Raw genomic sequence first — 23,286 nt, forward strand, 5'->3', positions numbered from 1 at the left:
CGCCATTCAAGCCAGATTTCTGCGGAGTGGAATGCCATGATTGTGATCTATCGATTGGTTTGCAGTAACAGCCTCGATTGTGCTGCAAGCGGCTGGGAGCGTCAAATAATCTCGGGTTTTCCTGTATTTTGCGTGTCAGAGCGCACTTTAGTTGCAGTGCTGCTTGACAGCTTTGGTAGAATCTCATTTTTAGTGCAAACAATGTGAACTCACGATGCTGACACTGCATAACTCTCTCGCCCGCGAAAAGCAGGAATTCAAACCGATCACTCCAGGTCATGTGAATATGTATGTCTGCGGTATGACCGTGTATGACTACTGTCACATCGGCCATGCACGGATGGTGGTGGTGTTTGATGTGGTGGCGCGCTGGTTGCGTCAGAGTGGTTACCATGTGAATCACGTGCGCAACATTACCGATATTGACGACAAAATCATCAAGCGTGCAGTTGAAAATGGCGAATCGATCCAAAGCCTGACTTCGCGTTTCATTGACGCAATGAATGAAGATTTTGCTGCGCTGGGTATTATTCGCCCTGATCACGAGCCTCGCGCTACCGATCACGTTGGCGGGATGCAAGCGATTATTAGCAAGTTGTTTGATAAAGGTTTGGCGTATCACGCGCCAAATGGCGACGTGTACTACTCGGTGAAAGATTTTGACGGCTACGGCAAATTGTCGCGCAAAGATTTTGACGAGCAACGTGCTGGTGAGCGCGTTGAGGTTGATCCTAATAAACGCGATCCACGCGATTTTGTGTTGTGGAAAGCTGCCAAAACCGATGAGCCGGCCGAAGTGAAGTGGGATTCACCATGGGGAAAAGGGCGTCCGGGCTGGCATATCGAATGCTCGGCGATGTCTTGCCACCATTTGGGTGAGCATTTTGATATTCATGGCGGCGGTGAAGATTTGCAATTTCCGCACCATGAAAATGAAATTGCTCAGTCCGAAGGCGCGCACGGCCAGCAATACGTGAATTACTGGCTACACAATGGCTTTATCAATGTCGACAACGAAAAAATGTCGAAGAGCCTAGGTAACTTCTTCATTATTCGTGAAGTGTTGCAGAAATTTGATGCTGAAGTGCTGCGCTTCTTTATTTTGCGCGCTCACTATCGCAGCCCACTGAACTACAGCGATGTGCATTTGAATGATGCAAAAAATGCGCTGACTCGTTTGTATACTGCGCTGAAAACGGTTCCGCCGGCAGACGTAACCATCGATTGGAGTGATCCATTGGCTGCGCGTTTCAAAGCGGCGATGGATGATGACTTCGCGACTACTGAAGCTGTCGCAGTATTGTTCGAATTAGCGGCAGAAGCGAATAAACATGCCGGTACCGAGTTGGGTGCACAAAAAGCGGGGCTACTTAAAGCGCTGGGTGGCGTGCTCGGTTTGTTGCAGCGTGATCCGCAATCTTTCTTGCAGGCTGATGTCGGAGCAGAAGGGGAGTGGACTGCGGACAAAATCGAAGCGGCTATCGTGGCGCGTCGTGAAGCGCGTGCCGCGAAAAACTGGGCCGAAGGCGATCGAATTCGCGATGAGTTAGCTGCGGCGGGGATTGTGCTGGAAGATAAGGCGGGCGAGACCACTTGGCGTCGCAGTTGATTTGCTAGCAAGTTAAAGCAAAAAACCGCCGTGCAGGCGGTTTTTTTATTGGGCTTCAATTTATTCGGTTTTAACTACCGGCGTGATGCCAAGTGCTTTGAGTTTTTTGACTGCAGCATCAGCTTCAGCTTTGCTTTTAAATGGGCCAATTTGCACGCGGGTTTCTAGGTAGGCGGGTATGCCAGCTTGTTGGAGTTGGCTAAGCAGTTTTTCCGCATTGTTCGAGAGTAGAAATACGCCAGCTTGCACGCTGTAACCGCGCGCGCTGTTTAGCGGTGCTGGATAATCGGCAACTAATGGTCTGCTATTGGTATTGGTAGGTGTCTCGCTGGTCACTGACTTGCTGTTTAGGGTAGGAGAAGGTTTGTTGTTTAGGGGTATTGCTGTTGCAAGCGCTCTTGGCGTTATTTCTGGTTGTTTACTGGTCTGGGGTATGTTTTTTGGTGCGTTTTCAATTTTTTGAATTGGGCTGCTGTTGACTTGCTTGCTGGCCGGGTTGGTAGTGGTGTGTGGCGGTGCTGTTGTTGCACTAATGGCGCTTGGCTTTGGTGAGTCGGTTGGCTTGGGTGAAGCGCTAGCTGTTGGGGAGGGTGCGGCTGTAGCTGCCTCGCTCGCAGCTGAGGCGATCGCCTCTGGCTCGCTGGCATTGAGTTCGGGCGCTATTTGCGGAATTTGTACGTTGGGTGCCGCATTTTCCTGACTTTTTTCGATCCACCCGATGCCAAAAAGTATCGCGGTAATTAATCCGCCCGCAATGCCGAGGCGCCAAAGTAGTTGGGTTTTAAGTTGTTGCTGCTCTTTTTGCTGCAGGATCGGGTCTAGGCCTTCACTCATTGTGTCTGCTATTCGCTTGTAAGTGTTATAATGGTCGGCTATTTGCCTGAAGTTTGCATATTGGCGTGGCTTTTTAGTCCGATTTAGCCTATGCAGAGGCTAGCTGAAAACGGCCTCGGGCAACAATATTCTTTCGTGTTTGTTGATAAAACTAAACATTAAACCTCTGGAGAAATCAAAAATGACTATCGAACGCACAATTTCTATCATCAAGCCTGATGCAGTTGCTAAAAACGTGATCGGTAAAATTTACGATCGTTTCGAGTCTGCTGGCCTGAAAGTGGTTGCGGCTAAAATGAAGCAATTGTCACGCGCTGAAGCAGAAGGCTTTTACGCTGTACATAAAGAGCGCCCTTTCTTTAACGATTTGGTGAACTTTATGATCTCTGGCCCAGTCATGATCCAAGTATTGCAAGGCGAAAACGCAGTATTGAAAAACCGTGAATTGATGGGCGCTACTAACCCGAAAGAAGCGGCTGCAGGTACGATTCGTGCTGATTTTGCGGCAAGCATCGACGCAAATGCAGTGCACGGTTCAGATAGTTTGGAAAATGCAGCGATTGAAATTGCGTATTTCTTTGCTGCTTCAGAAGTTTACGGCGCTTAATTGAACGCTGCGGAGCACACGATCATGTCATTAAATTTGTTGGATTACGATGCTGAGCGACTCGGCCAATTGATGGTGCAGATGGGGGAGAAGCCTTTTCGTGCCAAGCAATTGCTCAAGTGGGTTCATCAGCGCGGCGCCGCTGATTTTGACGTGATGAGCGATATTGCGAAGTCATTTCGTCAGAAATTGACCGAGCAAGCCTGTGTGGCTCCGCCTTCAATGATGGCCGAACAAATTGCCCAAGATGGCACCCGCAAGTGGTTGCTGGATGTCGGTACGGGCAATGGCGTTGAGGCTGTTTTTATTCCTGAGGATGACCGCGGTACATTATGTGTGTCGAGTCAGGTCGGTTGTGCGCTGGACTGTACGTTTTGTTCAACAGCACGCCAAGGTTTTAATCGTAATTTAAGCACTGCTGAAATTATTGGCCAATTGTGGTGGGCGAATCAGCGCTTGTCATTTGATGCCGCCCGGTTGGGTAATGCGGTGAATGACGATACGCGCATCGTGTCGAATGTCGTAATGATGGGGATGGGCGAGCCGCTGGCTAACTACGATAATGTGGTCGCCGCAATGCGCTTGATGCTTGATGATAATGCCTATGGCTTATCGCGCCGTCGTGTGACATTGTCTACATCGGGTATGGTGCCTCAGCTTGATCGTTTGCGTGAAGATTGCCCGGTGGCATTGGCTGTTAGTTTGCATGCGCCGAATGATAAAATTCGTGATGAAATTGTTCCAATTAATAAAAAATACCCATTAAAAGAATTACTTAATGCCTGTAATCGTTATCTGGAAAAAGCGCCGCGCGATTTTGTGACGTTTGAGTACGTGATGCTGGCAGGGATTAACGATCAACCCGAACACGCACGCCAACTGGTTGATTTGGCACGTTCGGTGTCATGTAAATTTAATCTGATACCATTTAACCCATTCCCTAACTCAGGGTATGCGCGCTCTGGGCGTGAGGCGATTCACCGATTCCGTGATATTCTGATTCAGGCTGGTTACATTGTGACTGTGCGAAAAACGCGTGGTGATGATATTGATGCTGCATGCGGCCAGTTGGCTGGGCAGGTATTAGATAAAACCCGCCGAACTGAAAAAATGGCAGAAACTCGCCCGATTTTGTTTCAACAAAAATAAGGCTTCAAAATGAAAAAAAACTGTTTGCTTGCTTTGATATTGGTTCTTTCGCCGCTAGTGCAGGCAAATGAAGATCTAAGTGCTGATGAGCAGCGAGCAGCTACCCGTACCAGTCTGGCATCTGAGTATTATCGCCGTGGTGCATATGCGGTTGCCATTGAAGAGGGAAAAAAGGCACTTGAGTCTGTTCCAAATTATGCTCAAGCACTCAATGTGCTGGCTGTTTCATACGTCGCACTCAAAGATGATGCGAAAGGCCGGATGTATTTTGAGCAGGCAGTTAAAGCAGCCCCGAAAGACTCAGATATTAATCAGAATTTTGGTGCTTTTTTATGTGAGCGCGGCGATTACAAGGCAGGTCTTGCCCGCTATGATATCGTGCTCAGTAATACCCTATATGCAACGCCTGAACTTACGTTGATTGCCGCGGCTAATTGCAGCTTGCAGGCGGGCGATAGAGCGCTAGCCCGGCAATATTTTGATCGTGCGAGTAAACAGCGCACGAATAATTTATCGGTAAAATTTCAGGTGGCGAATTATTTGCTGAGCGAGGGTGAACTTGCTCAGGCAAAACAATTATTTATTGAAGTTTTGCGGGCCGTTTCCAAGGCTCCTCCCGAATTGCTATGGCTTGGCGTGCGTATTGAACGTAAAATCGGCAACAAAGAAGCTGAGTTGCGATATGCCAATGAATTAAAGCGTAACCACCCAGATTCTGTTGAAGCAACCAAGCTGATGACCGGACAATATGATTGAAGAACAAGAAAATAAACCCGTAGCATCTCCGTCATTCCTGCCTGCGGGCCGCCAATTGCGCGCTGCACGCGAAGCCTTAGGTCTTACTGTTGAGGATGTAGCTGGACAGCTAAAACTGTCTCGCCGTCAGGTTCAAGCACTAGAGCAAGAAGCTTTTGATGAATTGCCTAGCAATTTATTTATTCGGGGTTTTGTACGCAATTATGCTCGCTTAGTGCAGATCGACCCTGCTCCTTTGATTGATTATCTTGCTAACGTATTGCCGGGTGAAGCTGCGCAAGAAAGTCCTAGCTCAGTGAGTATCGAAGTTGGTCAATCATTTCCAGAAATGCGCAGTTCAACACGCTCTTCGAGTTCTACCTTGATTGTTGTCGTTGCATTGCTGGGTGTTTTTCTGGGCGTGGGTGGCGTGTATTGGTACCTTCAGCAGCCATCGACGCCAGAAGTTGCTCTGCCAGAACTAAATGCACCTGAAGCGATTCCTGCCTCAGCCGCTAGCGAAGCAGCTACTGAAGTTGCAAGCTCAGCAGTAGTGGCAACTGCTCAGCCACAGACGAGCGCAAGTGTGGCTTCTAAAGTAGAAGTCACCGCAGCCCCACTTGTAAGCCCGATTGCAGCTTCTGTTGTTGCTGGTGCTGCAGAATTAAGCGTGGTTACCGAGTCGGATAGTTGGGTGCAAATCGTCGACAGCACCGGATCAAAAGTCTTGTCTGAAATTGTTCGGCCTGGTTACGAGCGTAAAGTGACTGGTGTGGCGCCATTTTCTGTGAAAGTAGGCAATGCCCCTAAAACAAAACTGACCATTCAAGGTCGTCCAGTTGATTTGAGTAGCTATCTCAAACCTGGTTCTGATGTTGTTAATTTGGAATTGAAATAATTCATGTCTAGCCCAATTGTGCGTCGTAAAACTCGTCAAGTTCAAATTGGAAATGTCTGGGTAGGAAGTGATCATCCGGTCATGGTGCAATCAATGACCAATACCGACACTGCTGATGCAGAAGCCACCGCTCGCCAGGTTTTTGAGTTATGGCGCGCAGGCTCTGAAGCGGTAAGAATTACTGTCAATAGTGCAGAAGCTGCTGCGCAGGTCGCCAATATCAAGATCAAGCTAGAAAACTGGGGTTGCAAAGTGCCGCTGGTTGGGGATTTTCATTTTAATGGCGATCGTTTGCTGCGTGATTATCCCGACTGTGCTGAGGCTTTGGCCAAGTACCGTATTAATCCTGGCAATGTAGGCAAGGGTGCCAAGCGCGACGAAAAGTTTGCCTACATGATCGAAAAGGCGATTGAGTACAAAAAACCGGTGCGCATTGGCGTGAATTGGGGCTCGCTCGATCAAGCTATTGCGGCGCGAATGATGGATGAAAATTCCAAACGTGCGCAGCCGCTAACTGCCGAAGCCGTGATGCGCGAAGCGCTCATTGTGTCTGCGCTTGAATCCGCCGATCAGGCTATTGCCTGGGGTTTGTCGCCAGATCAGATTTTATTATCTTGTAAAGTGTCGCACGTGCAAGATTTGATTGCGGTGTATCGCGATTTGGGTGCGCGCTGTGATTACCCATTGCATTTGGGGTTAACCGAAGCGGGTATGGGCTCGAAGGGGATTGTGGCTTCTAGCGCAGCGCTGGCGGTGCTAATGCAAGAGGGGATTGGCGATACCATTCGCATCTCCCTGACGCCTGAACCAAATGGTGACCGCACTAAAGAGGTGGTGGTTGCACAAGAATTGTTGCAAACCATGGGGCTGCGCAGTTTTACCCCATTAGTCACTGCCTGCCCGGGTTGCGGACGTACCACTTCAACCGTGTTTCAAGAGCTGGCGCAAGATATTCAAAGCTTCTTGCGTGAGCAAATGCCGGTGTGGCGTGCTCAATATCCTGGTGTTGAGGAAATGAAGGTCGCCGTGATGGGCTGCGTGGTGAATGGCCCTGGCGAGTCAAAATTGGCGGATATCGGTATTAGCTTGCCGGGTACAGGTGAGGTGCCGGTGTGCCCGGTGTATGTCGATGGTGAGAAAGACGTTACGCTGAAAGGTGATAATGTGGCTCAGGAATTCCAGGCGATTGTTGAGAATTATGTCGTGACACGATATGGTGAGAACGGCAGCAAACGTCGTGCTGATGCACCTAAAATCATTCCGTTAGCTCAGATTTAAATTGATCAGGTAGAAAAATAAAAATGGCTCAAACCATTCAAGGGATTCGTGGCATGAACGATATTCTGCCGCAAGAAATGTCGCAGTGGCAGTTTTTTGAACGTGTAACGCGCGAATGGCTGGCAGCCTACGGCTACAACCAGATTCGGATGCCGATTGTTGAATCAACGCATCTATTTGTACGAGGTGTGGGTGAGCATACCGACATTGTTGAAAAAGAAATGTATGCTTTCGAAGACAGTCTTAATGGTGAAAAGCTAACTTTGCGCCCAGAAGGTACTGCTGGCTGCGTACGTGCATGTATCGAGCATGGCTTGTTGTACAACCAAACCCAACGTCTCTGGTATATGGGTCCGATGTTCCGGCATGAACGCCCACAAAAAGGGCGTTTGCGTCAGTTTAATCAGCTTGGTGTCGAGGCGTTTGGTTTTGCAACGCCAGATGTTGATGCCGAAATGATTGTGATGCTGGCCGATCTGTGGCCGCGTTTGGGCTTGACTGGTCTGCAACTTGAGCTCAATTCGCTGGGAAATACTGAAGAGCGTGCGGCGCATCGTGCCGAACTGATTAAATACCTTGAGGGGTATGTTGATCAACTTGACGAAGATAGCCGTCGCCGTCTATATACCAACCCTTTACGCGTGCTGGATACCAAAAACCCTGCGCTGCAAGCAATGGCTGAAAATGCTCCGCGTCTCGCAGACTTCTTAGGTGAAGAGTCCAAAGCGCATTTCGACGGCGTAAAAGCTTTGCTCGATGATGCAGGCATTGCGTATGTAATTAATCCGCGCTTGGTGCGCGGTTTAGATTACTACAATCGCACGGTGTTTGAGTGGACCACTACTGAGTTGGGTGCACAAGGCACAGTGGCGGCGGGTGGCCGTTACGATGGTCTGGTTGAACAGCTTGGCGGGAAGCCTTGCCCAGCCGTTGGGTTTGCGATGGGGATCGAGCGCTTGATGTTGCTACTTGAGGCACAAAAAGTCGTGGCACCAAGCGCTGCGCCCGATGTGTATGTTGTTAGCCAAGGTGAGGCAGCGGCGCGGTATGCCTTTACCGCCGCGCGTCAGATGCGCGACCAAGGCTTCAATGTGATATATCATGCTGGCGGTGGTAGCTTTAAATCGCAATTTAAAAAAGCTGACCAGTCGGGCGCGCGCTTTGCCGTGATTGTGGGTGAGGGCGAGATGCAGTCTCAGACGGTCAATATCAAAGTGCTGACGGGTGAAAAGCAGGGTGAGCAACAGACCGTCGCGCAAGATCAATTAGCAAGTGTGATGTGTAGTCTTAAATAATCAAGGACAACGGGGTTAACATGGCAGCTTTTGACTTACAAGAACAAGAACAGATTGCCGAGCTGAAAGCTTGGTGGCAAAGCTGGGGTAAATCTTTAGCGACGGTGGTCGTGACTGCTTTGCTCGCTTATGCAGCGTGGACCGGTTGGCAATCATGGCAAAAACATCAGGTTGCTAAAGCGGCTGATTTGTATGCGCAATTACAGTCGCAGGCGATGGATAAGTCCAAGTTTACTGCCACATTAGATAGCTTGAAATCAGATTACAAATCCACCCCATACGCAGCTCGTGCCGCTTTGGGTGCTGCGAAATTGGCTTATTTAAACGGCGATGCAGCAAAAGCGCGTGATGAGCTGAACTGGGTGATCAGTAATGCAAAAGAAGTGACTTTGCGTGACACTGCAAAGTTACGATTGGCTTCAGTATTGCTTGATGATAAAAAATTCGATGAAGCTTTAACCTTGGTAAAAGCGCCTGAAGAAGAAAGTTATTCTGCCTTGTTTGCTGAAATGCGTGGTGACGTATTGCTTGCTAAATCAGATGTGCCGGGTGCTGCAGACGCATACCGTCAAGCAATTGCAAAATTGCCTAAAGATGCTCCTAATCTGAAACTTGTAGAAGTTAAACTCGATGTGCTTGGAGTGAAGTAACGATGCGAGTACTGCGCAATATTTTACTTCTGGCTGCTTTAGGTTTGACTGCTTGTTCTAGCATCAGCAATATTCCGGATCCATCGCCATTGCCTGCGTTGAGCAAAAATAGCCATGCCAAAGTGCGTTGGAATTCATCGATTGGCAATGACACACAATATCGTTTCCAGCCGGCTTTTTTTGGTGATGATGTGGCTGTGGTTGGCGGTAATAGTGCGGTAGCCTTGCTTGATCGTAAAACCGGTAAGGCTAAATGGCAGGTCAAGTTACCTCAGCCAGTAGCAGGTGGGATCGGCGTCGGTACCAATCTTGTTGCTGTTGGCAGCTTGAAGGGTGATGTCATTGCTTTAGATTTAGCAACTGGGAAAACCTTGTGGACTGCCCAAACCTCAAGTGAAGTTATTGCATCACCAGTGATTGAGCGTGGTTTTGTTGTTGTCCGCTCGATTGATGGCAAGGTTAGTGCTTACTCTGCTGATAAGGGTGAGCTGAAATGGGTTTATCAACGTCCGCAGCCTGCTTTGCAATTGCGTAATTACGCACCGCCGGTTGCGGCAGATGGCATTGTGTACATCGGACAAGCTGCCGGTCGTTTAACTGCGCTGGCTGTGAATGATGGTCGTGTGTTGTGGGAGGCTCCGATTGCCTTGCCGCGTGGTGCAAGCGAACTTGAACGCGTGACAGATATCGTCAGCCCGCCGGTAGTGTTTGCCGATATGGTTTGTGCGGTAGCCTATCAAGGCCGCGTGGCTTGTATCAGTACGCAAAACGGTTCTTTAGTGTGGACACGTGAAGTGTCTAGCTGGGCTGGTTTAGGTATTGATGAATCACATGTATATGTGACTGATGTGAAAGGGCACATTTACGCCTTTGAACGCAGCACTGGTCGCTCGGTTTGGAAGCAAGATAAACTGGCCTATCGTTTCGTGAGTGCGCCAGCAGTATTGGGTAATCAGGTTGTAGTAGGTGATCTAGAAGGTTATTTGCACTATCTTGACCCTGAAGATGGGTCTTTGGTTGGCCAGCAGGCCACCGATGGCAGTCGTATTTATATCGCACCACAATCTGTGGGGTCTGAGGCTTTAGTTCAAACCCGCAAAGGCAGTTTATACCTGCTTGGTGCACAGTAAGAGAATTGAATGAAACCAACAATTGCCCTTGTGGGGCGCCCAAATGTGGGCAAATCAACGTTATTTAACCGTCTTACCAAGACGCGTGATGCATTGGTGGCCGATCAGCCAGGTTTAACGCGGGATCGTCACTATGGTCACGGCAAAGTGGGTGAAAAACCATATCTGGTCATTGATACGGGTGGTTTCGAGCCAGTGGTTGATGAAGGCATCATGTTTGAGATGGCCAAGCAAACGCTGCAGGCCGTAGATGAAGCTGACGCAATTGTATTTATCGTTGATGGCCGCAATGGTTTGACCCCGCAGGATAAAATTATTGCCAATCGCCTGCGACAGGGTGATCGGCCGGTGTGGGTTGCTGTAAATAAGATTGAAGGCATGAATCGTGCCGTAATGACGGCTGAGTTTCATGAATTAGGTCTGGGTGACCCAGTAGCTATTTCTGCTACCCATGGCGAAGGGGTTCGTGACTTAATAAATGAAATTTTGGAAGGCTTCCCAGAGCCTGAGCCAGAAGAAGAAATCACTCACCCAATGTTTGCCATTGTTGGTCGCCCTAATGTGGGCAAATCAACATTGGTTAACACTATTTTGGGCGAAGAGCGCGTTATTGCCTTTGACGCTCCAGGGACTACCCGTGACTCGGTGTTTATTGATTTTGAGCGTAATGGACAAAACTACACCGTAATTGATACTGCCGGTGTACGTCGCCGCGGCAAGGTCACCGACATGATCGAGAAATTTTCGGTCATTAAAACCATGCAGGCGATTGAAGACTGCAATGTGGTTATTTTGGTGCTTGATGCAACGCAAGATGTTTCGGATCAAGACGCCAAAATTGCGGGCTTTGTATTAGAGTCTGGCCGTGCTTTGGTGGTGGCAATTAATAAATGGGAAGCGGCTGATGAAGACCAGCGCAATACCATTAAGCGTGAAATTTCGCGCAAACTGGCCTTTTTAGATTTTGCCAAATTCCATTATATTTCCGCGCTGCAGGGTAAGGGCGTTGGTGATTTGTTTGGTTCGATCCACCAGGCATATGATGCTGCGATGATCAAGATTCCGACGCCGAAACTGACTCGTGCTCTTCAATTGGCTATGGAGCGCCAGCAGCCGCCAATCGCCGGTAAGATCAGACCAAAAATGCGCTATGCGCATCAGGGTGGTAGCAATCCACCTGTGGTTGTGATCCACGGCAATGCGCTTGAGGCTGTGCCTGCTTCATACTGGCGTTATTTGGAGCATTTCTTCATGAAAACCTTCAAGCTTCAAGGAACGCCACTTAGGGTGCAATTTAAGAAAGGTGGGAATCCATTTGAAGGCAAGGCACCTCCAAAATTGAATCGCCGAGGCAATAAATAAAATTGCCAATTGTAAGCTGCTGAAAAGTGTACTATAAGCGTAAGATGTTTTGACTCAAGCCGTATAGACGGAAATTAAATAACAAGCCGGAGAATAAAAATGAGTGCTAAGGGGCAAATGTTGCAAGATCCTTTTTTGAACATCTTGCGCAAAGAGCATGTGCCAGTGTCAATCTACTTGGTTAATGGCATTAAGTTGCAAGGTCAAATCGAATCGTTTGATCAATATGTAGTGCTGTTGCGTAATACCGTGACGCAAATGGTCTACAAGCATGCAATCTCAACTGTTGTGCCTTCGCGTTCTGTCAATGTGCCGCACGACAATCCTGCTGCAGCAACGACAGAAAGCTGATTGATGTTTGGGTAACTTCGAACCCCGAAAGATTGCATCTTTCGGGGTTTTTTCTTCTTGGGATCGCAGAGATTGCCCCCATGTTAAGAACAGATAATGATTAAAGATTGGGGTAGGCATGTTTGAGCGCCATCAAGGCGGTGATGAGGCGATATTGGTTTGCCTCGATTTTGGTGAGCCCGATTATCGGGATGGTATCGATGAGTTCGTTGAGCTGGTCAAATCTGCTGGCGTTAAACCGCTGCAAATTATTGAGGGTAAACGCCAGCGCCCTGATCCGGCATATTTTGCCGGCAGTGGTAAGGCCGACGAAATTGCACAGGCAGTGGCTGAACATCAGGCGCAACTGGTTATCTTTAATCATCAGCTCTCACCGGCACAAGAACGCAATTTAGAAAAAAAGGCGCAATGCCGCGTTTTAGACCGCACAACCCTTATTCTGGATATCTTTGCTCAGCGAGCGCGTACAGCTGAGGGCAAGTTACAGGTGGAGCTGGCGCAGCTGGCGCATATTCAAACCCGTTTGATTCGGGGGTGGACTCACCTTGAGCGACAAAAAGGCGGGGTTGGCTTGCGCGGGCCTGGTGAGTCACAATTGGAAACTGACCGCCGCTTGATCGGGATACGGGTCAAGCGTTTGAAAGATCAGCTGGTCGTGGTTCAGAAACAGCGAGCTACTCAGCGCAAGGCGCGTGATCGTAACGGGCAATTCACAGTTTCAATTGTTGGCTATACTAATGCGGGTAAATCAACGCTGTTTAATGCATTAACCAAAGCCAAGATTTATGTTGCAGATCAATTGTTTGCAACGCTGGATACTACAAGCCGAAAGTTGTTTTTAGATGCAGAGCATTCAATTGTTTTATCTGATACGGTAGGTTTTATTCGTCAACTGCCGCATACATTGGTAGCCGCATTTCGGGCGACCTTAGAGGAAACAATTAATGCCGATTTGCTGTTGCATGTGGTTGATATCAATCATCCAATGCGCGACCTACAAATCGCAGAAGTCAATAAAGTATTAACAGAAATTGGTGCGGAACATATTCCTCAATTGATGGTCTTTAATAAGATCGATCAAAAATCATTACCAGCAGAAATGCTGCGTGATGAATATGATAAAATTCAAACTGTTAAATTAAGTGCTATCCATGGTGATGGCCTTGATTTACTTCGTGCCGCGTTGATTGAAGCAATGAGCCAATCACAAAAGGAAGAATAAATGAGTCAGAATGATCCGCAATGGGGTGGCGGTCGCAACAAAGGCAATAATGGTGGCCCGCCTGATTTGGAAGATATTTTCCGCTCGATTACCGATAAATTTAATCGCTTGGTTGGAGGGAAGGGCAGTCCTAGCAACCCATCTTCCATGAATGGCAATGGCGGTTCAACTGGCGCTTTGGTGATTGCTGCTGGATTGTTTGTTTTGTGGGTTGGCTCTGGTGTTTACGTTGTTGATGAGCGTGAAAACGCGGTCATCACCCGTTTTGGTAAATACACCAAGACAGTAGAAAACGCAGGTCTTAATTGGCATCTGCCATACCCAATTGAGTCTCGTGAGATCGTAAATGTCACCGAACTTCGTAGTCTGGAAGTTGGCGTGCGCGGAGCCGCTGCAGCTGGTGATGAAAGCACGATGCTGACTGGTGACCAGAACATTATTGAAGTTCAACTTGAGGTGCAATATAACCTCAACTCAGCGCGAGATTTCTTGTTTAACAACCGCCTGACTGACAAAGATGGCCGAGATGTGGTCAAGCAGGCTGCTGAAACTGCAATTCGTGAGGTGGTCGGCAAGAATAAGGTTGATTACGTTCTCAATGAAGGTCGCGGCAAGATTGGTGAAGATACCAAGGAAATGATTCAAGAGCTGCTGACCAAATACCAAACAGGTATTTCAGTATCTCGTGTGAATATCTCTGACGTACAGCCGCCGGAGCAAGTCCAGGCCGCCTTTAGTGATGCCGTGAAAGCACGGCAAGACCGCGCACGCCTAATTAATGAAGGCACGGCGTATGCAAATGATGTTGTGCCTAAAGCTAGTGGTATGGCTGCACGGCTCAATGAAGAGGCTTTGGGTTATCGTCAGCAAGTTGTTGCCCGAGCAGAGGGTGACGCGTCGCGCTTTAGACAGATTGCGGCAGAATATGCCAAGGCACCTCAGGTGACTCGTGACCGTATGTACCTCGATACAATGCAAACGGTTTATCAAAATACAACGAAGGTAATGGTTGATCAGAAAGCGAATGGCAATTTGCTCTACCTGCCCTTGGATAAACTGATGCAGATGAATGCTCAAGGTGAATCGCCAGCCCCAGCTCCTGCTGTTAAAGCCGCGGTTGAGGCTCCTGCTCCACAACCTAATGAAACACCTGCTGCCCGTAACGATCGTGGCCAGCGCGACGGTCGCTAAGGAGAGGACAGATGAATCGCATTATGCCTTTGTTGGCCGCCTTGTTTTTGGGCTTGTTTATTTTTTCAACCACATTTTTTACTCTGGATCAGCGTAAATACGCAGTTGTATTCCAGTTTTCCGAGGCCGTTCGGGTTATTAAAGACCCCGGGTTTCATTTTAAAATACCGCTGCTGCAAGAAGTTCGCTACTTCGATAAACGCATTCAAACGATTGATGAAGAAGCTCCTGCGCGTATTCAAACGATCGAAAAAATGAATGTGAAAGCCGATAGCTTTATCAAATACCAGATTGTTGACGTAGAAAAATACTACAAAGCAGTCGGTGTTGATGAGAAAAAAGCGGTGGATCGTCTGCGCAATACCGTAAACAATATGCTACGCGATGAGTTTGGTAAACGAACCGTACAGGATGTAATTTCTGGCCAGCGTGATGAAGTGATGAATCTGGTGCGTAAAGTTGCCGATGCCGATGCAGCTCGGATCGGCGTGCAAGTCCTCGATGTGCGTATCAAACGGGTTGAACTCGAAGACAGCACTTTGAACTCGGTTTACGAGCGCATGCAATCTGAGCGCAAGGCCGTGGCTAGCCAATTGCGCGCTGAAGGTAGTGCTGCTGCCGAGAAAATCAAAGCGGATGCTGATAAGCAGCGCGAAGTGATCTTGGCTGATGCATACAATCAAGCACAGCAAATGAAGGGTGAAGGCGATGCAAAAGCCGCGGCGATTTATGCCGAATCGTATGGTAAAAACCCTGAGTTTTACGCTTTTTATAAGAGCCTAGATGCTTATAAACAAAGCTTTGCGAAGAAAAGCGATGTGATGGTGATCGATCCTAGTGCAGACTTCTTCAAGTACATGAAGAACCCGCGTGCTGGTTCGGGTAAATGAGTACTGCGCTTTGGTTGGGTTTAGGGCTAATGCTGGTGTTTGAAGGTATTATGCCTTTTGCTCTGCCACATATCTGGCGGTCTGCATTACGCCGTATGGCTCAAATGACCGATAACCAGATACGTTTGCTTGGGTTTTGCTCGCTAATTGTTGGTTTGGTAATTTCGCTGGCTGCAACCTAATTGGGTATTGCTGCCAATACTATGAATGACGCCCACTCCAGGGTTATACCTGGGTGGGCATTTGGTTTGTAAAGATAATGCGTAACTGGATTCTGCCTGAATATATTTCTGATGTACTCCCTGCCGAGGCCCGCCAAATTGAAAGTATGCGTCGCCGCATGCTCGATCAGTTTGCACTCTATGGATACGAGCAAGTTGAACCGCCGTTGGTTGAGTACGTTGAATCGCTGCTCACACAGCAAGATGCCGCCTTGGACTTAAAAACGTTCAAGTTGGTTGATGAGCTATCTGGTCGCCAAATGGGCTTGCGTGCCGATATTACGCCGCAAGTTGCTCGCATTGATTCGCATATACTAAACCGTCAAGGTGTGGCTCGGCTCTGCTACACCGGCTCTGTATTGTGTACGCGTCCTGATGGCTTGCTATCAACGCGTCAGCCACGCCAAATCGGTGCAGAAATTTATGGTTCTGCCAGTTTGGCTGCGGATGTGGAAATCATTGAACTTATGTTTGCTAGCCTTGCGCAAGCTGGAGTGAAAGATATCACGCTGGAAGTTGGGCATATTGGCTTATTTAACGCTATTGCTGATGCGGCTGGCTGGCAAGGTGAGGTGCGACAAACTGCCTTCAGTGCACTCAAACAAAAAGATGTGCCAACACTTAAGACCTTATCAGCGCAATTAAACCCAGAGTTGACGCAAGGCTTGTTGGCGTTAGCATCCAACTATGGCGACTTCACTGTGCTGGCGCAAGCTCGTAGGCAATTGCCAAACCTGCCCGCGATTACCGACGCGCTTGAAGGCCTAAGTCAATTGCACGCTGCGTTGAGCGCACGAGGTATTGCCGTTCGCTTTGATCTGGCTGAGTTGCCGGGCAGTTATTACCACACAGGTCTAGTTTTTAATGCTTATGCCAAAGGCTTCACCAACGCGGTGGCGCGTGGTGGTCGCTATGACAGTGTTGGTGAAAAATTTGGCCGCTCGCGTCCGGCTACGGGTTTTAGTATCGATTTGCGCGGTTTAACCGCTGTGCCATTTGCTGGCCCTAAAGCAGGTATTTTGGCGCCACAAGGCGATGATCCTGAATTGCTCTCTGCTATCCGTGGCTTGCGTGCGCAAGGGGAAATAGTGATTGTCGATTTGGGCGTGGTGCAATCGGAAGTGCATGTGGACCGGACCCTGCAGCAAAATGCAGGTGTTTGGCAAGTCATAAGTCTGTAAAAATTAAGCCGTTTTTGCAAAAAAATCGCTGGCTCAAACCGCGATTTGACGTTAAAGTTCGGTCGCAACGTTACAGGTGTAGCGCTGCCAAATTATTTTGTGTTTTATGCATCGAGGTTTGGGAATGAGCAGAAATGTAGTCGTTATCGGTACCCAATGGGGCGACGAAGGTAAGGGCAAGATTGTTGACTGGTTGACGGATCACGCCCAAGGCGTGGTTCGCTTTCAAGGTGGTCACAATGCTGGCCATACGCTGATTGTTGGCGGCAAAAAAACAGTTCTGCGCTTGATTCCATCGGGTATTTTGCACGCTGGCAAAGCATGTTTTATTGGTAACGGCGTAGTAATTTCGCCCGAAGCACTGCTCAAAGAGATTGATGAGCTAACTGCTGCCGGTATTGATGTGATGAGCCGTTTGCGTATTTCTGAAGCTTGTCCTTTGATTCTGCCTTACCACATCGCGATCGACCAAGCCCGCGAAGCTGCTAAAGGTGAGAAAAAGATCGGCACAACGGGTCGCGGTATTGGCCCTGCTTATGAAGACAAAATCGCGCGTCGTTCGATCCGATTGCAAGATTTGTATCACCCAGAGCGTTTCGCGGCCAAATTGCTTGAAAACCTCGACTGGTACAACTTTGCACTGAAAAACTACTTCAATGCGCCAACATTGGATTACCAGACGATTTACGATGAAACTTTGGCTTATGCTGAGCGCATTAAGCCGATGCTCGGCGACGTTTCGCGTACTTTGTATGATTTGAATAAAGCAGGTAAGCCGCTGTTATTTGAAGGTGCACAAGGTACTTTGCTAGATGTTGACCACGGTACTTACCCGTACGTGACTTCAAGTAACTGCGTTGCAGGTGCTGCAGCTCCAGGTGCGGGCGTTGCACCACAAATGCTGCAATATGTATTGGGTATTGTGAAAGCATACACAACACGTGTTGGCTCTGGCCCATTCCCTACCGAATTGTTTGATGATGTTGGTGCAGGCCTTGCCAAGCGTGGTAATGAATTTGGCTCGGTGACCGGCCGTCCACGTCGTTGTGGCTGGTTTGATGCGGCTGCTCTGAAACGCTCGATTCAGATCAATGGTGTTTCTGGTCTTTGTGTGACCAAGCTTGACGTTATGGATGGTATTGAAACCATCAAATTATGTGTTGGCTATAAAATCAATGGCGTTGAGACTGACATCTTGCCCGTGGGTGCCGACGATATTGCTTTGTGCGAACCGATCTACGAAGAATGTGCGGGCTGGACTGAAAGCACTTTTGGCGTAAAAAAATGGGAAGACTTGCCGGAAAACGCCCGCAAGTATTTGCAGCGCATTGCTGAGATCTGCGAAGCGCCGATCGATATTATTTCTACTGGTCCAGATCGCGAAGAAACAATTGTAATGCGTCACCCATATCACGGCTAAGTTTGAGTCGATGAAGAAAGCCCCGAGATTCGGGGCTTTTTTTATGCATCTAGAAAATGATTGAGAATGATGATTGACCAGTGTGGCTTCAATGCAGTGGTGTAAAAAAGCCCGCGCATTGCGGGCTTTCTGGTGGGTATCTTAATCGAACAAAGTCATAATAAGGCATCTAGACATATACTCTATTATTGCTTCTTGGATTTGTTAGTCTTTTTGGTGGTTGTCGTTTTAGAGCGTGCCGCATCTTTTTTGTTTGCGCTTTTATTCTTACTAGCTTTTGCGCTTGATTTGCTAACGCTAGGTTTGTTGGCTGCGGCGCTATTTTTCGCTTTTTGTTGGGTGCATTGGGTAACGGTTTTTTTCTTTTTACCTTTGCCAACGGTTATTTTCTTGCATTGCATGTTGGAACGCGCGGCATCAGAGCTCTCAGCGCTGTTGCGTGCAGTGGTAGTGGCTGCTTTATTGCCACTGCCTGCTGCTAGTAATGAGCTGACATTGAGCCCCTGGCTGCCGCTATCTGCAACGCGCCTAGCGCCGTTAAAACGGCTTTGCCAATAACTGAGATTCATATTGGCTACTTCGATATTGCGGCCACTGCGAGGTGAGTGGATAAATCGATTATCGCCAAGATAAATGCCAACGTGTGAGAAGGTGCGACCCAGCGTATTGAAGAATACCAAATCGCCGGGTTTGAGCTCTGATTTATCAACATTCTGACCCGTCTGCGACATGCCAAGTGCAGTACGAGGCAGGGTAATGTTCATTGAGTTCTGGAATACGTATTTGATAAAGCCAGAGCAATCTAAACCTGCTTCGGGGGTATTGCCACCCCACGTATATTTCACGCCAATCAAACTCATGGCTGATAACAGCAAATCCTGCGCGGGCTGGTAGTCAGTGCCCTTTGGCATGGCGGTTGATTTGGGTTTGCTGCGCGGTCGTGCTGCAACGGCAGGGGACTCGTTGTCGCTGCTCGCGGCGGATTCAAGTGTAGTTGCGCTGCGCAAGCCACTGCTCGGATTGGTGTCTCCGAGTGGCATATCCTGATCTGCGTGCGCCAATTGGTTTGTACAGCTCAATACTGTAGCAAGAATGATAATCCATTTCATGGGCAGGAACTTTACGGGTGTAGAAAACGGCTGTAAAGCCTAAAATTCAAATTAATCGGCTAATTCGGCCCTGATGGACAGACTCAATGTTAAAAGAAACGTTCACCGTGATGCGAGATTTACCTCGCGTGCGCGAGATTATTGCAATTTTAATGCGTCATGGCTTGGGTAATTTAGTACAACGATTGGGCTTGGCAAAAGGTGTTGAGCGTGCTGGTGATCTATTGCATTGGCCCGGGGATCATGAGGTTGAACTACTTGAGCCTCCCGTGCGTGTACGGCGAGCATTGGAACAACTGGGGCCAACATTCATCAAGTTAGGCCAGGTCTTGGCAACGCGGGTTGATATGTTCCCACCTGAGTGGATTGCCGAGTTTGAGAAATTACAAAGTGATGTGCCACCACTGCCATTTGCCGAATTAGAGCCTGAGTTACGAGCAGCCCTAGGGCGGGACCCTCATGAGCTGTTTTTCGAACTGGATCCACAGCCGATTGGCTCGGCCTCCATTGCGCAAGTACATAGGGCCAAACTACATGATGGTACCGAGGTGGTCCTTAAAATTCGTCGGCCCAATTTTATCGCCAAGATCGAAGCTGATTTGCGCATCTTGCGGCATATTGCGGGCTTGGCAATGTTTGAATTCCCGGATTTGCGGCGCTATCAACCTGTGCGGATGGTGGATGAATTTGCAAAATCTATTCATCGGGAATTAAACCTTTCGATTGAGGCCCGCAATTTGGAGCGTTTTAGCACTAATTTTGCAGGTCATGAAGAAATTGTTATTCCCAAAATTTGGTGGGAATGGACTTCGGATCGCCTGATTGTGCAAGAATACATCGCCGGTGTGGCTGGCAATGATCTGGCGGCCGTGGATGCGACTGGCTTGGATCGCAAGCTGCTAGCGGCGCGTGGCGCAGATGCAGTGCTAAAAATGGTGTTAATTGACGGATACTTTCATGCTGACCCGCATCCTGGAAATGTAAAGTATTTATCTGGTAGTCGAATTGCCTTTCTTGATTTTGGTATGGTCGGGCGCTTGCCCCATCCACGACGGGATCATATTGTTGATCTGCTGGCTGCGCTGGCGCAGCGTGATGAGCACGGTATTTTGAATGTCTTGTTGGAGTGGACTGGTGATACCGTCGTTGATGAGGAAAAGCTAGCCGCCGATATTGCCGATTTTATGTTTAATTATGAAAATCTTTCGCTAAAAGATATTCAATTTGGTCATTTGCTAAATGATGTCGCAATGATTATGCGCGAGCACGAGATTACTCTGCCGGCAGATCTCACTCTGCTGTTTAAAGCATTAATCACGCTGGAAGGGCTGGGTCGGCAGCTTGATCCAGAGTTTCAAATGGTGTCGCACCTAACGCCATTTGTGAAAGAAGTCATCATCACGCGGTACAACCCCAAAACGCTACTGAAGCGTGGCAAGGATAACTTTCTGGAAGCATTTAATGTGCTTTCCGGCTTGCCGCGCGATATCGGTAAGCTGATCAAGCAAGCACGTCGCGGTAATTTGCGCATCGATCTGGATTTAAAGCGTTTAGACCATTTTGGCAATCAGTTGGCCAAAAGTGCCAATCGATTAACGATGGGTATTGTTACTGGGGCATTGATCATTGGTTCTTCAATCGCGATGACGATTAAAGTAGGGCCGACTATTTTTGGTATGCCGTTATTGGGTTTTTTGGGTTTTGTTGTGGCGCTATTAAATGCCATCTGGCTGATGTTTGCTATTTGGATATCAAGTAAATCAGAGCGCTAAAAAGCTAGCTTCTCTAAGCTTGTCGCAGCATGAACGCGTTGAAAATATTTTGCCAAGCCGTTTTCTTGTCGCTAATGGAAATGGTATACGCTGGGCTTGTAGACGGAGCAATGGCTTGCTGAATATACCCTGGTATTTGTTTTTTTCCGTGCTTGGCGGCAAGTTTGCCATTAAAAACGACTAGCTCTAGCTGAGTTAGACGAAGCGTTAATTCGGTAAGCGGGTTAGCTTGAATATTGCTGATTGCCGAATCTAGGCTGCCTGACCTAGAGGCTATTTGGATTACATCCCATAAAGCAATTTGTTGGGCACGCAGCATGGCATAGCGGTGCTCATAAGCCAGATTGCACAGATCAATTTGCAGTATTTCGCTGATAATCGGCCAAAATGCATTGCGTGGGTGTGCGTAATAATGCCCCTGTGCTAGCGATGCATCACCGGGTAAGCTGCCCAAGATCAAAATTCTAGCATCAGGACTAACGATAGGTGCAAAGCTGGCTTTAAGGCTCATTTGGACGAATGTCTGGCGGAGGAGGGCTAATATTACTTGTTCAGTAACGCAGCACCATCAAAGCCTAACCGCAGATTTCCCCAGTGACGCTCATTGATGTAAATGGGTACATCAAGTTCGGTCATGATTTCACCGGTGTCACGCACATAATTTTGCAAAAGGAAGCGTTCAGTATTTTGAGCAGCTCTGAGTCCGGCAGGGTCATTGAAGATCCGTTGGTCACGGCTATTGATCAGATCAGTTGCCCGATTGCCGGTTGGTGTTTGCGAATACCAGCTATTGTGGGTTGCACCATAACCACGATTGTCCACAGCCAAGGAAAATTTCCCCCCTTTGGCCGCTTTAGCTAATTGATCGTAGAGAGGCTGCATTTCCGCTGCGAAGTGCTGGCTGTAGCTGGTTTTATACTTCTGCGGGTCTGTATTGGGAACAATTTGATAATTTTGATCAAAAATATCAATCCCACGTGTGAGCATTGTAGTTAGTTTGTAGGCAACCTGATCACGGTACTCGCAGCACAGGCTGATCATCGAGTCAAGCGGGCCTTGGCCAATTACAAAGCGGCCAACCATTGCTTGCACATCTTCTGTTGCTTTGGCAACATCCTTCGATGATTCGGCGGAGCGGCTCATTTTTTCATTCACCGCCAGTGATAGCTGGTGAATTTCGGAAACGTTGGCGTTTACTAGATTATTCGCTGCAGTGAATTCTTCGAGTGTGCTGGCAATACCGCTTAATGCTTCGGCCGTATTTTCAAAATCACGAACCATATGAGCAAATTGGGCCGAGGCTTTTTCAACCACATCGCGCGTCATATTGGCATCTTGGGTGATGAGCTGGGTCTCAGCCAGCGTTTCAGATACTTGTGACAGCATGCTATCAATGTCGTGCGAGATTTCGTCCGTTGCTACGCCGACCTTTTCGGCTAGTTTGCGAACTTCATCGGCTACCACTGCAAAGCCACGCCCTTGTTCGCCTGCACGGGCCGCTTCAATGGCGGCATTCAGGGCTAGTAAATTGGTCTGGCCTGCAATTTCTTTAATAAGATCAACAATGGTTTTAATGCTGGCCGAGCGTTTATTCAGGCCATCTACGGTTTGATTAAAGTTGCCGATCTTGCTATTGATCGTATTGATGCGGCTGACCACATCCTGTAGCTCGGAATATGACGCATGTGCCATGTCTAGATTGGCGGCGGTGGTATGTGAAATTTCGCCAGTTTGGGTAGATACCTGCGAGATACCGCGCGTCGTTGAGTTGCTAGCGTCAACCACTTTTTTGGCCAACTGATCTTGCTGGGCGCTGGCATTGGCTGATTCTCGGATGTGTTTTTGCGATTTGGCGGCTTCCAATGCCATGCTAATGGTCATGGTCTGGACATTTGCAATAATGTCACGTTGTTTGCTTAAGAAGCGATTGCAGGTCATGCCCAGTTGGCTGATTTCATCAGTGTACGGCGTAGGTATGTTGCGTGATAAATCACCTTCGTGATCTGCTGCGTCAGTAAATACCTCATTAATGAGGCGAACTGGTTTGGTAATCCAGAGGTGAAAATAGGCAATTTCAATAAGGCATAAAACCAGCGATGCAGCGGTGAGTGCCGTGCAAATCAGGCTAAGTTGATCCAAGATACTGATGATTTGCGTCTGTTGCGATGCTGGTAATCCTTGAGTGAGCTGAATCAGCTCACTTTTGGCTAAGGACACCGCAACAGTGATAAGCAAAGGGAAACAACAAAGAAGCCCAATGAAGGCAAATTTGCGGCCTAGAGTAGGAATGAAGTTACGCTCAAACGAGCGGTGGAAATCTGCCAACCAAGCCATTTAGAATTTCCCGTTTTTTACGGCTGTAATTATTATTAGTTAAGTCTA

At 48.2% G+C, this 23,286-nt stretch carries 22 protein-coding genes; 18 read left to right on the forward strand and 4 right to left on the reverse strand.

Annotated elements, in window-relative coordinates; translation table 11 throughout:
• Window positions 1-214 precede the first annotated feature (214 nt).
• Window positions 215-1,609 (forward strand): cysteine--tRNA ligase, encoded by a 1,395-nt coding sequence (gene cysS / locus HZU75_RS15315; RefSeq protein WP_180306854.1) that lies wholly within the window; start codon window positions 215-217, stop codon window positions 1,607-1,609.
• Window positions 1,610-1,669: 60 nt separating this feature from the next.
• On the opposite strand, the gene HZU75_RS15320 is transcribed toward cysS, so the two are convergent.
• On the reverse strand, window positions 1,670-2,443 hold the full coding sequence (locus HZU75_RS15320) for an SPOR domain-containing protein (protein WP_180306855.1): 774 nt from the start codon (window positions 2,441-2,443) through the stop codon (window positions 1,670-1,672).
• Window positions 2,444-2,624: 181 nt separating this feature from the next.
• Between HZU75_RS15320 and ndk the strand changes: the two genes are divergently transcribed.
• The 16 genes from ndk to HZU75_RS15400 all read left to right on the forward strand — a co-directional run bounded on the left by ndk (window position 2,625) and on the right by HZU75_RS15400 (window position 18,023).
• On the forward strand, window positions 2,625-3,050 hold the full coding sequence (gene ndk, locus HZU75_RS15325; RefSeq protein ID WP_179358007.1) for a nucleoside-diphosphate kinase: 426 nt from the start codon (window positions 2,625-2,627) through the stop codon (window positions 3,048-3,050).
• A gap of 24 nt (window positions 3,051-3,074) precedes the next feature.
• Entirely contained in the window at window positions 3,075-4,199 is a 1,125-nt protein-coding gene (gene rlmN, locus HZU75_RS15330; RefSeq protein WP_180306856.1) for a dual-specificity RNA methyltransferase RlmN, read from the forward strand.
• Window positions 4,200-4,208: 9 nt separating this feature from the next.
• Window positions 4,209-4,955, forward strand: a complete 747-nt coding sequence (locus HZU75_RS15335; protein ID WP_180306857.1) for a tetratricopeptide repeat protein — start codon at window positions 4,209-4,211, stop codon at window positions 4,953-4,955.
• A complete protein-coding gene (locus HZU75_RS15340; protein WP_180306858.1) occupies window positions 4,948-5,832 on the forward strand; it encodes a RodZ domain-containing protein in 885 nt (294 codons plus the stop codon). The genes HZU75_RS15335 and HZU75_RS15340 overlap by 8 nt, the downstream gene beginning before the upstream one ends.
• 3 nt (window positions 5,833-5,835) lie before the next feature.
• On the forward strand, window positions 5,836-7,110 hold the full coding sequence (gene ispG, locus HZU75_RS15345; RefSeq protein ID WP_180306859.1) for a flavodoxin-dependent (E)-4-hydroxy-3-methylbut-2-enyl-diphosphate synthase: 1,275 nt from the start codon (window positions 5,836-5,838) through the stop codon (window positions 7,108-7,110).
• A 23-nt stretch (window positions 7,111-7,133) separates the two neighbouring features.
• Complete coding sequence (gene hisS, locus HZU75_RS15350) at window positions 7,134-8,405, forward strand: histidine--tRNA ligase (RefSeq protein ID WP_180306860.1); 1,272 nt, start codon at window positions 7,134-7,136, stop codon at window positions 8,403-8,405.
• Between the two features lie 20 nt (window positions 8,406-8,425).
• Entirely contained in the window at window positions 8,426-9,055 is a 630-nt protein-coding gene (locus tag HZU75_RS15355) for a YfgM family protein (protein ID WP_180306861.1), read from the forward strand.
• A gap of 2 nt (window positions 9,056-9,057) precedes the next feature.
• Entirely contained in the window at window positions 9,058-10,185 is a 1,128-nt protein-coding gene (gene bamB, locus HZU75_RS15360; protein WP_180306862.1) for an outer membrane protein assembly factor BamB, read from the forward strand.
• Window positions 10,186-10,194: 9 nt separating this feature from the next.
• The gene (gene der, locus HZU75_RS15365) at window positions 10,195-11,547 is read left to right on the forward strand and encodes a ribosome biogenesis GTPase Der (RefSeq protein ID WP_180306863.1); all 1,353 of its coding nucleotides are present in this window, start codon (window positions 10,195-10,197) and stop codon (window positions 11,545-11,547) included.
• Between the two features lie 99 nt (window positions 11,548-11,646).
• Window positions 11,647-11,898 (forward strand): RNA chaperone Hfq, encoded by a 252-nt coding sequence (hfq, locus tag HZU75_RS15370; RefSeq protein ID WP_180306864.1) that lies wholly within the window; start codon window positions 11,647-11,649, stop codon window positions 11,896-11,898.
• A gap of 118 nt (window positions 11,899-12,016) precedes the next feature.
• Window positions 12,017-13,120 carry a GTPase HflX gene (hflX, locus tag HZU75_RS15375; protein WP_180306865.1) on the forward strand — a complete coding sequence of 368 codons (1,104 nt, stop codon included), beginning with the start codon at window positions 12,017-12,019 and terminating at the stop codon, window positions 13,118-13,120.
• On the forward strand, window positions 13,121-14,311 hold the full coding sequence (gene hflK / locus HZU75_RS15380) for an FtsH protease activity modulator HflK (protein ID WP_180306866.1): 1,191 nt from the start codon (window positions 13,121-13,123) through the stop codon (window positions 14,309-14,311).
• An 11-nt stretch (window positions 14,312-14,322) separates the two neighbouring features.
• The gene (hflC, locus tag HZU75_RS15385; RefSeq protein WP_180306867.1) at window positions 14,323-15,201 is read left to right on the forward strand and encodes a protease modulator HflC; all 879 of its coding nucleotides are present in this window, start codon (window positions 14,323-14,325) and stop codon (window positions 15,199-15,201) included.
• Window positions 15,198-15,383: a DUF2065 domain-containing protein gene (locus HZU75_RS15390; RefSeq protein WP_180306868.1), complete on the forward strand. Its 186-nt coding sequence runs from the start codon at window positions 15,198-15,200 to the stop codon at window positions 15,381-15,383. The genes hflC and HZU75_RS15390 overlap by 4 nt, the downstream gene beginning before the upstream one ends.
• Before the next feature lie 77 nt (window positions 15,384-15,460).
• A complete protein-coding gene (locus HZU75_RS15395) occupies window positions 15,461-16,603 on the forward strand; it encodes an ATP phosphoribosyltransferase regulatory subunit (RefSeq protein WP_180306869.1) in 1,143 nt (380 codons plus the stop codon).
• 124 nt (window positions 16,604-16,727) lie between these two features.
• Window positions 16,728-18,023, forward strand: a complete 1,296-nt coding sequence (locus tag HZU75_RS15400) for an adenylosuccinate synthase (protein WP_180306870.1) — start codon at window positions 16,728-16,730, stop codon at window positions 18,021-18,023.
• 185 nt (window positions 18,024-18,208) lie between these two features.
• On the opposite strand, the gene HZU75_RS15405 is transcribed toward HZU75_RS15400, so the two are convergent.
• Complete coding sequence (locus HZU75_RS15405; RefSeq protein ID WP_180306871.1) at window positions 18,209-19,132, reverse strand: C40 family peptidase; 924 nt, start codon at window positions 19,130-19,132, stop codon at window positions 18,209-18,211.
• Window positions 19,133-19,218: 86 nt separating this feature from the next.
• On the opposite strand from HZU75_RS15405, the gene HZU75_RS15410 reads away from it, so the two are divergent.
• Complete coding sequence (locus HZU75_RS15410) at window positions 19,219-20,904, forward strand: ABC1 kinase family protein (protein WP_180306872.1); 1,686 nt, start codon at window positions 19,219-19,221, stop codon at window positions 20,902-20,904.
• A 13-nt stretch (window positions 20,905-20,917) separates the two neighbouring features.
• Here the strand turns inward: HZU75_RS15410 and HZU75_RS15415 are convergent, their stop codons facing one another.
• Complete coding sequence (locus HZU75_RS15415) at window positions 20,918-21,415, reverse strand: DNA-deoxyinosine glycosylase (protein ID WP_180306873.1); 498 nt, start codon at window positions 21,413-21,415, stop codon at window positions 20,918-20,920.
• 32 nt (window positions 21,416-21,447) lie between these two features.
• Window positions 21,448-23,238 carry a methyl-accepting chemotaxis protein gene (locus tag HZU75_RS15420; protein ID WP_180306874.1) on the reverse strand — a complete coding sequence of 597 codons (1,791 nt, stop codon included), beginning with the start codon at window positions 23,236-23,238 and terminating at the stop codon, window positions 21,448-21,450.
• Window positions 23,239-23,286 lie beyond the last annotated feature (48 nt).

This window comes from Chitinibacter fontanus (assembly GCF_013423785.1).
In the GTDB taxonomy this organism is placed as follows: domain Bacteria; phylum Pseudomonadota; class Gammaproteobacteria; order Burkholderiales; family Chitinibacteraceae; genus Chitinibacter; species Chitinibacter fontanus.

What these genes read in the sequence shown, in the direction of transcription:
- HZU75_RS15335 (WP_180306857.1), top strand. Translation starts at nt 4,209, where the DNA reads ATGAAAAAAAACTGTTTGCTTGCTTTGATATTGGTTCTTTCGCCGCTA.
- HZU75_RS15400 (WP_180306870.1), top strand. Translation starts at nt 16,728, where the DNA reads ATGAGCAGAAATGTAGTCGTTATCGGTACCCAATGGGGCGACGAAGGT.
- hfq (WP_180306864.1), top strand. Translation starts at nt 11,647, where the DNA reads ATGAGTGCTAAGGGGCAAATGTTGCAAGATCCTTTTTTGAACATCTTG.
- HZU75_RS15405 (WP_180306871.1), bottom strand. Translation starts at nt 19,132, where the DNA reads ATGAAATGGATTATCATTCTTGCTACAGTATTGAGCTGTACAAACCAA.
- hisS (WP_180306860.1), top strand. Translation starts at nt 7,134, where the DNA reads ATGGCTCAAACCATTCAAGGGATTCGTGGCATGAACGATATTCTGCCG.
- HZU75_RS15320 (WP_180306855.1), bottom strand. Translation starts at nt 2,443, where the DNA reads ATGAGTGAAGGCCTAGACCCGATCCTGCAGCAAAAAGAGCAGCAACAA.
- HZU75_RS15390 (WP_180306868.1), top strand. Translation starts at nt 15,198, where the DNA reads ATGAGTACTGCGCTTTGGTTGGGTTTAGGGCTAATGCTGGTGTTTGAA.
- hflC (WP_180306867.1), top strand. Translation starts at nt 14,323, where the DNA reads ATGAATCGCATTATGCCTTTGTTGGCCGCCTTGTTTTTGGGCTTGTTT.
- HZU75_RS15410 (WP_180306872.1), top strand. Translation starts at nt 19,219, where the DNA reads ATGTTAAAAGAAACGTTCACCGTGATGCGAGATTTACCTCGCGTGCGC.
- cysS (WP_180306854.1), top strand. Translation starts at nt 215, where the DNA reads ATGCTGACACTGCATAACTCTCTCGCCCGCGAAAAGCAGGAATTCAAA.
- ispG (WP_180306859.1), top strand. Translation starts at nt 5,836, where the DNA reads ATGTCTAGCCCAATTGTGCGTCGTAAAACTCGTCAAGTTCAAATTGGA.
- HZU75_RS15355 (WP_180306861.1), top strand. Translation starts at nt 8,426, where the DNA reads ATGGCAGCTTTTGACTTACAAGAACAAGAACAGATTGCCGAGCTGAAA.
- HZU75_RS15420 (WP_180306874.1), bottom strand. Translation starts at nt 23,238, where the DNA reads ATGGCTTGGTTGGCAGATTTCCACCGCTCGTTTGAGCGTAACTTCATT.
- hflK (WP_180306866.1), top strand. Translation starts at nt 13,121, where the DNA reads ATGAGTCAGAATGATCCGCAATGGGGTGGCGGTCGCAACAAAGGCAAT.
- HZU75_RS15340 (WP_180306858.1), top strand. Translation starts at nt 4,948, where the DNA reads ATGATTGAAGAACAAGAAAATAAACCCGTAGCATCTCCGTCATTCCTG.
- der (WP_180306863.1), top strand. Translation starts at nt 10,195, where the DNA reads ATGAAACCAACAATTGCCCTTGTGGGGCGCCCAAATGTGGGCAAATCA.
- rlmN (WP_180306856.1), top strand. Translation starts at nt 3,075, where the DNA reads ATGTCATTAAATTTGTTGGATTACGATGCTGAGCGACTCGGCCAATTG.
- HZU75_RS15415 (WP_180306873.1), bottom strand. Translation starts at nt 21,415, where the DNA reads ATGAGCCTTAAAGCCAGCTTTGCACCTATCGTTAGTCCTGATGCTAGA.
- bamB (WP_180306862.1), top strand. Translation starts at nt 9,058, where the DNA reads ATGCGAGTACTGCGCAATATTTTACTTCTGGCTGCTTTAGGTTTGACT.
- ndk (WP_179358007.1), top strand. Translation starts at nt 2,625, where the DNA reads ATGACTATCGAACGCACAATTTCTATCATCAAGCCTGATGCAGTTGCT.
- HZU75_RS15395 (WP_180306869.1), top strand. Translation starts at nt 15,461, where the DNA reads ATGCGTAACTGGATTCTGCCTGAATATATTTCTGATGTACTCCCTGCC.
- hflX (WP_180306865.1), top strand. Translation starts at nt 12,017, where the DNA reads ATGTTTGAGCGCCATCAAGGCGGTGATGAGGCGATATTGGTTTGCCTC.